Source organism: Microbacterium sp. NPDC089321, assembly GCF_040684935.1.
GTDB lineage: Bacteria > Actinomycetota > Actinomycetes > Actinomycetales > Microbacteriaceae > Microbacterium.
The window spans coordinates 20035-32506 of record NZ_JBFBGX010000003.1; the positions used below are offsets into that span (position 1 = coordinate 20035).

11 protein-coding genes are annotated in these 12472 nt (G+C 66.0%); 9 read left to right on the plus strand and 2 right to left on the minus strand.

What is annotated here, in order from left to right; translation table 11 throughout:
* The first annotated feature begins 2 nt into the window (after positions 1–2).
* The 6 genes from nrdI to AB0N59_RS13660 all read left to right on the plus strand — a co-directional run bounded on the left by nrdI (position 3) and on the right by AB0N59_RS13660 (position 7437).
* Positions 3–437: a class Ib ribonucleoside-diphosphate reductase assembly flavoprotein NrdI gene (gene nrdI / locus AB0N59_RS13635; RefSeq protein ID WP_363484337.1), complete on the plus strand. Its 435-nt coding sequence runs from the start codon at positions 3–5 to the stop codon at positions 435–437.
* Positions 419–2578 (plus strand): class 1b ribonucleoside-diphosphate reductase subunit alpha, encoded by a 2160-nt coding sequence (gene nrdE / locus AB0N59_RS13640; protein ID WP_363484340.1) that lies wholly within the window; start codon positions 419–421, stop codon positions 2576–2578. The genes nrdI and nrdE overlap by 19 nt, the downstream gene beginning before the upstream one ends.
* Positions 2579–2615: 37 nt before the next feature.
* A complete protein-coding gene (gene nrdF / locus AB0N59_RS13645; RefSeq protein ID WP_101188904.1) occupies positions 2616–3596 on the plus strand; it encodes a class 1b ribonucleoside-diphosphate reductase subunit beta in 981 nt (326 codons plus the stop codon).
* 348 nt (positions 3597–3944) lie between these two features.
* The gene (locus tag AB0N59_RS13650) at positions 3945–5339 is read left to right on the plus strand and encodes a flavin monoamine oxidase family protein (protein ID WP_363484344.1); all 1395 of its coding nucleotides are present in this window, start codon (positions 3945–3947) and stop codon (positions 5337–5339) included.
* Positions 5340–5413: 74 nt separating this feature from the next.
* Entirely contained in the window at positions 5414–6673 is a 1260-nt protein-coding gene (locus AB0N59_RS13655; RefSeq protein ID WP_363484347.1) for a helix-turn-helix domain-containing protein, read from the plus strand.
* Positions 6674–6747: 74 nt separating this feature from the next.
* The gene (locus AB0N59_RS13660; RefSeq protein ID WP_363484350.1) at positions 6748–7437 is read left to right on the plus strand and encodes a hypothetical protein; all 690 of its coding nucleotides are present in this window, start codon (positions 6748–6750) and stop codon (positions 7435–7437) included.
* Between the two features lie 39 nt (positions 7438–7476).
* Here AB0N59_RS13660 and AB0N59_RS13665 read toward each other — a convergent pair whose 3' ends face one another.
* Positions 7477–8226, minus strand: coding sequence for a cache domain-containing protein (locus AB0N59_RS13665; RefSeq protein WP_363484353.1), 750 nt, complete (start codon positions 8224–8226; stop codon positions 7477–7479).
* Positions 8227–8228: 2 nt separating this feature from the next.
* A complete protein-coding gene (locus AB0N59_RS13670) occupies positions 8229–9029 on the minus strand; it encodes a GntR family transcriptional regulator (RefSeq protein ID WP_363484356.1) in 801 nt (266 codons plus the stop codon).
* Positions 9030–9200: 171 nt separating this feature from the next.
* On the opposite strand from AB0N59_RS13670, the gene AB0N59_RS13675 reads away from it, so the two are divergent.
* The 3 genes from AB0N59_RS13675 (at position 9201) to AB0N59_RS13685 (ending at position 12470) form a co-directional block, all read left to right on the plus strand.
* Positions 9201–10238 carry an ABC transporter ATP-binding protein gene (locus tag AB0N59_RS13675; protein ID WP_363484359.1) on the plus strand — a complete coding sequence of 346 codons (1038 nt, stop codon included), beginning with the start codon at positions 9201–9203 and terminating at the stop codon, positions 10236–10238.
* A 70-nt stretch (positions 10239–10308) separates the two neighbouring features.
* Entirely contained in the window at positions 10309–11487 is a 1179-nt protein-coding gene (locus AB0N59_RS13680; RefSeq protein WP_363484362.1) for an extracellular solute-binding protein, read from the plus strand.
* A 74-nt stretch (positions 11488–11561) separates the two neighbouring features.
* Positions 11562–12470: an ABC transporter permease gene (locus tag AB0N59_RS13685; RefSeq protein WP_363484365.1), complete on the plus strand. Its 909-nt coding sequence runs from the start codon at positions 11562–11564 to the stop codon at positions 12468–12470.
* The last annotated feature ends 2 nt before the right edge of the window (positions 12471–12472 follow it).

The window sequence follows — 12472 nt, forward strand, 5'->3', positions numbered from 1 at the left end:
CCATGAGCGCTGTCGCGACCGCGGTGCCGCTCCTGGTCTACTTCTCGAGCGTGTCCGGCAACACCGCACGATTCATCGAGAAGCTCGGACTGCCCGCCTGTCGCATCCCCCTGCACCGCATCGAGGATCCGCTCGTCATCGACGAGCCGTTCGTCCTCGTCACCCCGACCTACGGGGGCGGGCAGGGGCGCGGCGAGGAGAAGGGGGCGGTCCCCAAGCAGGTCATCCGGTTCCTCAACGATGAGCGCAACCGGCGCCACATCCGCGGAGTGATCTCCGCGGGCAACACGAACTTCGGCGAGGCGTTCTGCCTCGCCGGCGAGATCATCAGCCGTAAGTGCAACGTGCCGCACTTGTATCGGTTCGAGGTATTCGGCACGCAGGACGACGTCGATCGCGTAAGCGACGGATTGGAACGATGGTGGAAGCGACAGTGACAGACGCAGTCGAGTTCAAGATGAACCCCGCGTACGAGGGGCTCGACTATCACGCGCTCAACGCGATGCTCAACCTGTACGACGCGAACGGCAAGATCCAGTTCGACGCCGACAAGCGCGCCGCACGCGAGTACTTCCTGCAGCACGTCAACCAGAACACGGTGTTCTTCCACTCCCTCAAGGAGCGCCTGGACTACCTGGTCGAGAAGCAGTACTACGAAGGCGCTGTCATCGAGCAGTACTCGTTCGACTTCATCCAGAAGCTCAACGACCTGGCCTACTCGAAGAAGTTCCGCTTCGAGACCTTCCTCGGCGCGTTCAAGTACTACACGAGCTACACGCTGAAGACGTTCGACGGCAAGCGCTACCTCGAGCGCTTCGAGGACCGCGTCGTGATGACCGCCCTCGCGCTCGCCGAGGGCGACGAGCAGGTCGCCATCGACCTCGTCGAGGAGATCATCTCGGGCCGCTTCCAGCCCGCCACCCCGACGTTCCTCAACGCCGGCAAGGCGCAGCGCGGCGAGCTCGTCAGCTGCTTCCTGCTGCGCATCGAAGACAACATGGAGTCGATCGCCCGCGGCATCAACTCGTCGCTGCAGCTGTCGAAGCGCGGCGGCGGCGTCGCACTGCTGCTGTCGAACATCCGCGAGTCGGGTGCCCCGATCAAGCAGATCGAGAACCAGTCGTCCGGCATCATCCCCGTGATGAAGCTGCTCGAAGACAGCTTCAGCTACGCCAACCAGCTGGGTGCCCGTCAGGGCGCCGGTGCCGTGTACCTCAACGCGCACCACCCCGACATCATGCGCTTCCTCGACACCAAGCGCGAGAACGCCGACGAGAAGATCCGCATCAAGACGCTCTCGCTCGGTGTCGTCGTGCCCGACATCACGTTCGAGCTCGCCAAGAAGGGCGAGGACATGTACCTGTTCTCGCCGTACGACGTCGAGCGCGTGTACGGCGTGCCCTTCGGCGACATCTCGGTGACCGAGAAGTACCACGAGATGGTCGACGACTCGCGCATCAAGAAGACGAAGATCAACGCGCGCGAGTTCTTCCAGACCCTCGCTGAGATCCAGTTCGAGTCGGGCTACCCGTACATCATGTTCGAGGACACGGTGAACAAGGCGAACCCGATCAAGGGCCGCATCAACATGTCGAACCTGTGCAGCGAGATCCTGCAGGTGAACACCCCGACCTCGTACAACGACGACCTGTCGTACGACCAGATCGGCAAGGACATCTCGTGCAACCTCGGCTCGATGAACATCGCCCTGGCGATGGATGCCGATGACCTGGGCAAGACCGTCGAGACGGCGATCCGCGCGCTGACCGCCGTCAGCACGCAGAGCCACATCACCTCGGTGCGCTCGATCGAAGACGGCAACGACCGCTCGCACGCCATCGGCCTCGGCCAGATGAACCTGCACGGCTACCTCGCTCGCGAGCGCGTCTTCTACGGTTCGGAAGAGGGCATCGACTTCACGAACATCTACTTCTACACCGTGCTGTTCCACGCGCTGAAGGCGTCGAACAAGCTCGCCATCGAGCGTGGCGAGACCTTCGACGGCTTCGAAGACTCGACCTACGCGTCGGGCGCCTTCTTCGACAAGTACATCGACCAGGCGTGGGCGCCGGAGACCGAGAAGGTCAAGGAGCTCTTCGCCGGCAAGTTCATCCCGACGCAGCAGGACTGGATCGAGCTGCGCGACAGCATCCAGAAGCACGGCATCTTCAACCAGAACCTGCAGGCTGTGCCGCCCACCGGATCGATCTCGTACATCAACAACTCGACGTCGTCGATCCACCCGATCGCGTCGAAGGTCGAGATCCGCAAGGAAGGCAAGCTCGGTCGCGTCTACTACCCGGCGCCGTTCATGACGAACGACAACCTGGAGTACTACCAGGACGCGTACGAGATCGGCTACGAGAAGGTCATCGACACGTACGCCGCCGCGACGCAGCACGTCGATCAGGGCCTGTCGCTGACGCTGTTCTTCAAGGACACCGCCACCACCCGCGACATCAACAAGGCGCAGATCTACGCATGGCGCAAGGGCATCAAGACGATCTACTACATCCGTCTTCGCCAGCTCGCGCTCGAGGGCACCGACATGACCGAGTGCGTCAGCTGCATGCTGTGATCCGCTGATCCGGGATTTTGAGAACAGGAACGATGAATTGACTCCCTCACCGAAGCTCACGCTGGTCGACCACGTGCAGGCGATCAACTGGAACCGCATCGAGGACGAGAAGGACCTCGAGGTCTGGAACCGGCTCGTGAACAACTTCTGGCTGCCCGAGAAGGTGCCGCTGTCGAACGACGTGCAGTCGTGGAACACGCTGACGCCCGACGAGCAGCTGCTCACCATGCGGGTGTTCACGGGACTGACGCTGCTCGACACGATCCAGGGCACCGTGGGGGCGGTCTCGCTGATCCCCGACGCGATCACCCCGCACGAAGAGGCGGTGTACACCAACATCGCGTTCATGGAGTCGGTGCACGCGAAGAGCTACTCGTCGATCTTCTCGACCCTGTGCTCGACGAAGGAGATCGACGAGGCGTTCCGCTGGTCGGTCGAGAACCAGAATCTGCAGAAGAAGGCGCAGATCATCGTCGACTACTACCGTGGCGACGACCCGCTCAAGCGCAAGATCGCATCGACGCTGCTCGAGTCGTTCCTGTTCTACTCGGGCTTCTACCTGCCGATCTACTGGTCGTCGAAGGCGAAGCTGACGAATACGGCCGACCTCATCCGCCTCATCATCCGTGACGAGGCCGTGCACGGCTACTACATCGGCTACAAGTTCCAGAAGGGGCTCGAGAACGAGACCGAGGAGCGCCGTCAGGAGCTGAAGGACTACACCTTCAACCTGCTGTTCGAACTCTACGAGAACGAGGTGCAGTACACGCAGGACCTCTACGACGGCGTCGGCCTGACCGAGGACGTCAAGAAGTTCCTGCACTACAACGCCAACAAGGCGCTGATGAACCTCGGCTACGAGCCGATGTTCCCCTCGACGGTCACCAACGTGAACCCGGCGATTCTCTCGGCCCTGTCGCCGAACGCCGACGAGAACCACGACTTCTTCTCGGGGTCGGGTTCGTCGTACGTCATCGGCAAGGCCGAGGCCACGGAAGACGACGACTGGGACTTCTGAATCGCGTGTGCGGCGTCACCTGCGACGACCCACTCCCCGTCTGACGTGAGATAAGCAGAGCAGCGCGCGGCTCCGGCCGACCTAAGCCCAGGTCGACCGGAGCCGGCGTCGTCTCGCCTTGCGCGGCTCCGCTCGTTTGAGACTCTCGACGGCTCTGCATGCTCTCGCTGGCTGTCCCCGCGCGCTGGCGACACTGATCTGTGGTGCAGTCTGCACCACAGATCGAGACGATCGGTGCGGAACCGCCCTAGTCGGGCTGTGCCGCGCTCGGGAACATGGATGGAGACCGATGCGATATCGCACCGACCGGCCCTGAACCTCAGGACGCCGGCCGACGAAGGAGGAACCATGGCATCTGCACCCATCCGTCACCTCGGCCACGACGATCTCGACGTCATCATCATCGGCGCTGGGTTCGCGGGCCTCACCGCTGCCACCCTGCTTGCGGAGCAGGGTCGATCCGTACTCGTACTGGAGGGCCGGAACCGCGTCGGCGGCCGTGCCTACTCCGGCGAGGTGGCAGGCGTCACGGTCGACCTCGGCGCCACCTGGGTGGCAGAGCGCCACGAGGCCGTGCTCGAACTCGCTCGCTCTGTAGACTGCGTCACGACTCCGCAGTACCACTCTGGCGCCAACCTGCTCTCGATGCATGGGGAGCGCGTCGTCTGGTCCGGTGCCATGCCGCTCAGCGGCCCGATCGATGCCGAGGACGCCGCCCGGGTGCTGGAGGAGTTCAGTGCCCTGGTCGAGACCATCGACGTTGAAGCCGCCTGGGACTCGCCCCGCGCTCGGGAGCTGGACGCGATCTCTTTCGGGGCCTGGCTGGACACCCTGGAGGCCGGGGTCAGCACCCGGGCGCTGATGGGCGTGGTGGCACGGGTGCAGTGGGGCTGCGGCCCCGGGGACGTGTCCTTGCTTCACGCTCTGCGGTATGTTCACGCCGGCGGCGGGCTCGAGCACATGCTCGCCGTCGAGGGGGGTCAGCAGCAGGATCGCATCGCCGGTGGCACCCAGCAGATCGCAACCCGCCTTGCCGACCGGCTCGGCGACCGTGTTGTGCTCGGTGCTGTCGTCGAGGCGATCGAACAGGACGAGGAGCGAGGCACTGTGACCGTGCGCACCTCGCTCGGTGATGCAACCGCGCCGTATGTCATCTCGACCACCGCGCCGGCGCACCGCACTGCCATCGACTTCCGCCCCGAACTTCCGCCACAGGCGCAGGGCCTGGCCCGCACGTGGACCATGGGGTCGCTAAGCAAGGCATTCGTGGCCTACGACCGACCCTTCTGGCGGCAGGAGGGCCTATCGGGAGAATCCATCACCGACGGCGGCACCTTCTTCATCACCTTCGACGTGTCCCCTGGCGATGACGGCCCCGGCGTGCTGATGACGTTCTGCGATGACCGGCTGTACGACGCCTTCACGTCGGACGACCGCCGCGACCGGGTCATCCGTCAGCTGACAGAGCTGTACGGACCGCAGGCCGAGCAGCCCGTGGACTACGTGGACCACTGCTGGGGGACGGACTCCTTCGCGCCAGGCGGTCCCAACCCATCGATCGCCCCCTTTGCGATGACCAGTTACGGCCCCGCGCTGGCACAGCCGCACTGGCGCATCCACTGGGCGGGGAGCGAGACTGCGGGCGCCTGGGCCGGGACACTGAACGGCGCCGTGCTTAGCGGCCGACGCGCGGCCGAGGCGGTCTCTGAACTGCTGGGTGCGGCTCCCGCCGCCCAGGACTGAAGCCACCCGGGCCGTCGCCCCGCGGGGCGACGGCCCGGGTCACCACCGAGACCGGGACACGGCAGACTTGATTCATGGACGAGCCATGGCCGGAGCTCAGCCCGCGGGTGGCCGCGGCGATGAGGGAGCTCTGCGAGACCCTGACCGCCGAGGCAGACGACCTCACCGCCTCCCTGGCCCCGCCCGCGCGGCGCGCCCAGATGGACCCCGGGCTGCGCGCCGACGCCACGCTCGGCGAGGAGGACCGTCGCCTGGACAGCGCGGATATCCTGCACTGGCTGTCCTCGAACATTCAGCATCCGGGACAGCGCGTGGAGCCGCACCTCAGCGCACGCTCCGCGGACTACATCCGAGACCTCGCAGCACGGGGCATTTCCCCCGACTTCGCCGAAGGATGGCGTGTGGCATTGGGGATCGGCTGGCGGCGCTGGGTGGAGAGATGCGTGGCCAGGCACGCGGGGGAGCCGGAGCTGATGGTCGAGCTGCTGGACCTCGCCGCACGGTCGATGATCCAGTATGGGATCGATTCGGTGACGATGTTGCAGCAGGCGCAGGCCACGGCCGCTCGAGATGCTGCGGAACGGGACGAGCTCGCCCTGCTGCAGCGGATCGTCGAGGGGGATGCACCGCCCGAGGAGACCGCCGAGCGTCGTTTGGGGTACGTGTTGCGCCGGGAGCACCGCGGGTGCGTGCTCTGGGCCGAGTCGCCGGACGACGCTCTTGCTCTCGAGGCTGTCGTCGTCGCCGTCCGCGCTGCCGTGCCAGCCGGGACGCTGCTCGCGGTCCCTGCCAGCCGCACCGCCCGCTGGCTGTGGCTTTCAGGAGGCAGCGCGCCGGACGCCGCACGGGTCGAGGACCTGCTGAGGCGACACACCGGCCGCATCCGCGCCGCCGTCGGTCGCCCCGGGAAGGGGATCGACGGATTCCGCGAAAGCCTGGGAGACGCGCTGCGTGCCCAGGCATTCGCGATTCGACTGGGTACGCGTCGCGCCCTGACCTTCTCGGCAGACGTGGAGTTGATCGACCCTCTCACGCAGGACATCGACAGCGCGCGGCGTTTCGTGCACTCGACCCTAGGCGAGCTGGCCCGGGCGGAAGCGGAGCTGCGCCGCACCTTGCTGGTGTATGTGGAGAGCGGGCTCAGCAGCACCCGCGCCGCCGGCCGGCTGTACACTCACCGGAACACCGTTGAACGGCGAGTTTCCCGAGCGAAGGCACTCTCCGGGGTGTCCGTCGACGGAAATCCCACCCAGGTGGCGGTGGCGCTTGCCGTGCTGGAGCAGGTTCCCGACCTGCTGGGCCCGAGCAAGGGGGGACCCCAGGTGCGCCGGTAGACGGCACGCTAGGGTGTGAACAGGGTGCGTCGCCACCGAGCGTCTCGGCCCCGAAAGGCATCGTCGAAGAGACGATGCGCGTCCGCTTCTTTGCGGGGGAGGATCAGCCCAACATGGCCGCGAACCCACACTCGCCGCCGGCAAGCGTCTCGCGACGACACCGTCGTGCCCAGATCATCACGCTTGCGCGTACGGCACTGCCAACCTGGGTCGGGTCCCTTCAAGAACTGATAACGGATCTGCGTAGGGAGACCGGCCTCAGCGAGGGCGCCTTCCGCACTCTGTTCGCTGACGACCGAGACTTGCTTCGCGCAGTCGATCACGAGCTGATCGAAGAGTGCGCACAGCGGGTGCGGTCAGCGGCCATGGCGTTCGACCCCGATCAGCATCCCGAAGAGGCGCTCGAGACCGCCATCTCTGTGGCACTCGCCCGCGCACGTCCGCTCGATTGGAGCTCGCTGACGATCAGGTTGCGGGAGCGTCAGCTCGCCGCATCCACTGGGGCCCGCAGCGAGGATGTCATCGCGTCCGAGCGTGCCTTCCTGCCTGCGCTGCTCGAGGCGTTCGAACTGCTGCTCTCGCGGATCGGCCGCGAGTTCGAATGGCAACCGGCTCTTGCCGTGAGGGTCGTGATCCTGACTTATGAACGATCCTTCGAGTCCTGGATCCTCTCGGGCGGCAGCGAGAGTTCGTTCTCGGAATCCAGCTACATCAACAACACCCTCCCGGCGCTTCTGCTGGGCGTGAGCCGACGGCGCCAGTGATCGGCGCGCCAGCGGTCGACCGAAACGCGCTGCTCGGTGTCAGACCGCCGGAGCGACGACGGCGAATGGGTGATCCGCACTCCGACGGACGATCCAGTGCGCCCCGAGGTCATCCAGCGTGTCGGCAGCGCCCATGTCTGCAAGACGATCCCCGGTCTCGTAGTCAGGATCGGTCGAGATGACGACCCTGCCGTGCTCGTTGACGAGGGTCATCCGGTGCGTCCCGGTGAAGCGGGGGAGCAGTGCCCGCTCGAACTCGCTCACCAGGACATCGGCGCCGGCGATCCCCACGACTCTGCCGTCGACGGTGATCGGCATCGAGACCGTGAGGTTCAGCTGGTTCGAGCAGAGATAGTCGACGAACGGCCCCGCGATGTGCCGTCGACCGGTGGTCTGGGGCACGCGGTACCACTCGAGGCCGTACAGGCTGATCGCCGTGTGACCGGAGCCGAAGATCGATGAGGCGATCAGGGTGCGGTCCTCACCCTGCCACCATGCCAGCGGGCTGCCGTCGCTGATCAGATCGGTGCCGAGACAGAAACCCGCCCCGTACAGCGGCCGCTCCGTCTCGGTCAGTATCGCCAACGTGCGATCCGCGACCATCGACACCAGCTGGGGGCCTGAGAGCGGACCGCTCGTGAGGCGTTCCACGAGCTCGGCGCTGAGCGAGGGCGCCCACGCGTCGAACGGCTCGAACACCCCGGCGAAGAACTCGTCGACGGCCTCTATGGCTTCGGTGAGAGTTCGGGCGTCGCGGTCGTCGCGGTCGTGGCGGAGAGTCGCTTCCATGATCACGCTCCTCGATCAGTGTGCGCGGGGTGCTGCCCGCGGGCGTCATCGGCCGCGAGCAGCCGGCTGCGATACTCGACGAGCCAGCGCACCGAATTGCGGATGGCGGTGCGCACAGCGGATGTGACGACGACCACCTCGCCGCGACGGGTCGCCTCCAGCTGTGCGATCACCTGTTCGTGGGTGAAGCGGCGCTGGAGTCGATCCGAATCCTGAAGCGCCAGAAGCGGAGTGAACTCGGACTGCAGTCGCACGTGGTCGGCGGTGAGACGAACGGACTGGCTGAGCGCCGCCAGCTCGAGTTGTGCGGCGGTGATCCGCTGACGCCAGGCATCGGGAGGGAGCTCCCAGGCGTCCTGCAGAATGCGCTCCACGGTATCGAGGTCTTCAGAGGTGGCCCTGCGGCACGCGTACTCGGCACATCCGGCGGAGACGATCTCGTACTCGGCGCCCAGATCGGACAACTCAAGGCGCGTCATTCGGAGCAGCGCGCGAGTGTTGAAGGCTTCGACCGCACCCGCGCTCGTGCTCACGAAGCTGCCGCCGGTGCGACCGCGGCGGGTCTCGATGAGACCCGCGGAACGCAGCAGTCCCAGCGCTTCGCGCACCGTGTCGACCGACACCCCGAGGTGCCGCGACAGCTCGCTCTCGCTGGGCAGGCGCTCGCCCTCCCGGAACGCGCCCGTGGAGATCGCCTGGACGAGTCGTCCCTCGACGAGTTGGACGCGCCCTTCGTCTCCGATGGGGGCGAAGGCGGCGCTGCGCAGACGATGGGGCGTGAATGTCACCTCGGAGATGCTCATGCGTCCCGGCCCCCTCGTTCGTCGCCGCTTCCCTGCGCGATTGCACCAGTCTTGCACGGCGCGGACGGGCGCTACCGCCGGCGCGACGGAGCCCGCCGTGGAGAAGAGTCATTTAAACATCGGAAAGCCTATGTTATGTTTTCTGCGTCCACCGCATCAAAGGAGATGCCCATGACCGAATCACCGCCGGCAATCCGGCTCCGCGGGCTCACCCGCGCTTTCGGCTCTGTCACAGCCGTCGATCACGTCGACCTCGAGATCGGCCGCGGCGAGTTCTTCTCCATGCTCGGCCCGTCGGGGTCGGGGAAGACCACCGTGCTCCGACTCATCGCAGGCTTCGAGCAGCCGACCTCCGGCAGCATCGAGCTGTTCGGCGACGATGTCACGGCGCGAGCGCCTTTCGACCGCGACGTGAACACCGTGTTCCAGGACTATGCGCTCTTCCCGCACATGAGCGTGCTGGAGAACGTGGCATACGGATTGCGCGTGCGCGGCGTCGGCCGCAGCGAGCGTCAGGGTCGCGCGATGAAGGCGCTCGAGTCGGTGCGCCTCGACCACGTCGCGTCGAGGATGCCTGCACAGCTCTCGGGCGGGCAGCGCCAGCGCGTCGCCCTCGCACGCGCGACGGTGGTGCAGCCGAAGGCACTGCTGCTCGATGAACCGCTCGGCGCGCTCGACCTCAAGCTCCGCGAGCAGATGCAGGTCGAACTCAAGCAGATCCAGCGGGAGCTCGGCATCACCTTCATCTTCGTCACCCACGACCAGGAGGAGGCACTGACCCTGTCGGATCGGATCGCTGTCTTCAGCGCGGGGCGGATCGAGCAGCTCGGCACACCGCAAGAGCTCTACGAGCGACCCGCTTCACGATTCGTCGCCGACTTCGTCGGCACGACGAACCTCTTCGACGGCGCGATCTCGAAAGCGCTCCTCAGCCGCGACGGCGAGCACTCGATCCGCCCGGAGAAGATGCGCCTGTCAGACCAGCCCGCCACGCAACGGGGAATGCTCAGCGCTCCGGGCACCGTTGCAGAGGCGATCTACCTCGGCAACTCCACCCGCATCATCGTCGACCTCGACACCGGCGGACGCGTGAGCGTTCTCGAGCAGAACGCGCACAGCGACCAGACCGACACGCGAGGCAGACGAGTGTTCGTGCGCTGGAGCGAGAGCGCCATCGTGCCCTTGGCTGCACAGGCATCCGCGGCCTGACTTGCCCCGACCCCATCCCCGCACCACCGGTTCAGCAGAGTCGCTGAACCGACGACATCAAGGAGAGAGAATGATCCGCACCATGACCCGAGGCCGCGCCGCGGCCGTCATCGCGGGAGCCGCCGCCCTGAGCCTCGTGCTCGCGGGCTGCGGCACCTCGAACGGCGGAGGCAAGGGCGGCGAAGCCGTCGAGAAGCTCGGTGAGAACGAAGGCAAGATCTCCATCCTCGCCTGGCCGGCACTCGCCGAAGACGGCACGAACGACCCGAGCGTCGACTGGGTGACGCCGTTCGAGGAGGCGACGGGCTGTCAGGCCGAGATCAAGACCTTCGGCACGTCGGACGAGGCCTTCAGCCTGATGAAGACCGGCAGCTACGACGTCGTCTCGGCATCGGGCGACGCGTCGCTGCGCATGGTCGCTGCCGGGATCGTCCAACCCGTCAACACCGATCTGCTGAAGAACTACGACGGCATCTACGACTATCTCAAGGACAAGCCCTGGAACACGGTTGACGGCGAGTCCTACGGCGTGCCCCACGGCTACGGCGCCAACGTGCTGCTGTACGACAAGACCGCCTTCCCCGAGGCTCCCACCTCCTGGGACGTCGTCTTCGACAAGGCGTCACAGAATTCCGGCAAGATCACCGCCTACGACTCGCCGATCTACATCGCAGACGCGGCCGTGTACCTGATGGCGCACCAGCCCGAGCTCGGCATCGAGAACCCCTACTCGCTCGATCAGAAGCAGTTCGACGCAGCGGTCGACCTGCTCAAGCAGCAGCGCGCGCACGTATCGGAGTACTGGGCCGACTATCTCAAGGAAGTGCAGTCGTTCCAGTCGGGCGCCACCGTCGCCGGCACGAGCTGGCAGGTCATCCAGAACACCCTCGACGCCGAGGGCGGCAATACGGCCGTCACTCTTCCCGAGGAGGGTGCCACCGGATGGAGCGACACGTGGATGATCTCGTCGAAGACCGAGGCGCCGAACTGCTCGTACGCCTGGCTCGACTACATCGCCAGCCCCGAGGCGAATGCGGCTGCGACCGCGTACTTCGGCGAGGCGCCCTCGAGCCAGGCCGCCTGCGACTTCCGTGACGACTGCGAGCTCTATCACGCCGGAGACGCGGAGTACGCCGACCAGATCTGGTACTGGACCACGCCGATCGAGGAGTGCCTCGACGGGCGCACCGACGTGACGTGCGTCGACTACGCGGCGTGGACCAAGGCCTGGCAGGAGATCAAGGGCTGATATCGATCGCGTGCCGGTGGGACGGAGACGCTCCGCCCCACCGGCATGGGACGAGCCGCGAAGAGGATCTGAACATGACCAGCACCACCACGGCGCCGCCGACTCACCGTGACACGAGTCCTGCGAGGCGCGTCTCGTCCTTCCTGCACGCTCACCCCGGGGTGAGGCTCACCCTGCTGCTCACGGCGCCGCTGACGTGGCTCGGTGTCGTCTACATCGTCGCCCTGGCGCTGCTTCTCGTCACCGCGTTCTGGAGCACCGACAGTTTCACCGGCGACATCGACACGTCGTTCACACTCGAGAACATCGTCAGTCTGTTCACCGAGTCGCTCTATCAGACCGTCACCCTGCGCACCCTCCTCGTCGCCATCGCTGTGACGGCGATCGACGTGATCGTCGCGCTTCCCATCGCCTTCTACATGGCCAAGGTCGCGTCGCCGCGCACCAAGCGGATGCTCATGATCCTCGTGCTCATGCCGCTGTGGGCGTCGTACCTGGTCAAGGTGTACGCCTGGCGCTCGGTGCTGGCTGAGAACGGTCTGCTCTCCTGGCTCGTCGCCCCGGTCGGAGGCGACACTCCCGGCTACGGGGTGACGGCGACGATCATCGCGATCTCGTATCTCTGGCTGCCGTTCGTCATCCTGCCCATCCAAGCGGGTATGGAGCGCGTGCCCGACTCCCTGCTCGAGGCGTCGAGCGACCTCGGCGCGCGCAGCTGGCGCACCTTGTTCTCGGTGGTGCTGCCTCTCGCGGTGCCTGCGATCATCGCCGGCACGATCTTCAGCTTCGCCCTGACGCTCGGCGACTACATCACAGTGCGCATCGTCGGGGGCACAAGCCAGATGCTCGGCAACCTCGTCTACGACAACGTCGGCGCCGCGAACAATCTGCCGCTCGCATCCGCGATCGCGCTCATCCCGATCGCGATCATCTTCCTCTACCTCTTCATCGTGCGGCGCTCCGGTGCGCTGAACAACCTCTGAAG

What these genes read in the sequence shown, in the direction of transcription:
- nrdI (WP_363484337.1), top strand. Translation starts at nt 3, where the DNA reads ATGAGCGCTGTCGCGACCGCGGTGCCGCTCCTGGTCTACTTCTCGAGC.
- nrdE (WP_363484340.1), top strand. Translation starts at nt 419, where the DNA reads ATGGTGGAAGCGACAGTGACAGACGCAGTCGAGTTCAAGATGAACCCC.
- AB0N59_RS13650 (WP_363484344.1), top strand. Translation starts at nt 3,945, where the DNA reads ATGGCATCTGCACCCATCCGTCACCTCGGCCACGACGATCTCGACGTC.
- AB0N59_RS13655 (WP_363484347.1), top strand. Translation starts at nt 5,414, where the DNA reads ATGGACGAGCCATGGCCGGAGCTCAGCCCGCGGGTGGCCGCGGCGATG.
- AB0N59_RS13660 (WP_363484350.1), top strand. Translation starts at nt 6,748, where the DNA reads ATGCGCGTCCGCTTCTTTGCGGGGGAGGATCAGCCCAACATGGCCGCG.
- AB0N59_RS13665 (WP_363484353.1), bottom strand. Translation starts at nt 8,226, where the DNA reads ATGGAAGCGACTCTCCGCCACGACCGCGACGACCGCGACGCCCGAACT.
- AB0N59_RS13670 (WP_363484356.1), bottom strand. Translation starts at nt 9,029, where the DNA reads ATGAGCATCTCCGAGGTGACATTCACGCCCCATCGTCTGCGCAGCGCC.
- AB0N59_RS13675 (WP_363484359.1), top strand. Translation starts at nt 9,201, where the DNA reads ATGACCGAATCACCGCCGGCAATCCGGCTCCGCGGGCTCACCCGCGCT.
- AB0N59_RS13680 (WP_363484362.1), top strand. Translation starts at nt 10,309, where the DNA reads ATGATCCGCACCATGACCCGAGGCCGCGCCGCGGCCGTCATCGCGGGA.
- AB0N59_RS13685 (WP_363484365.1), top strand. Translation starts at nt 11,562, where the DNA reads ATGACCAGCACCACCACGGCGCCGCCGACTCACCGTGACACGAGTCCT.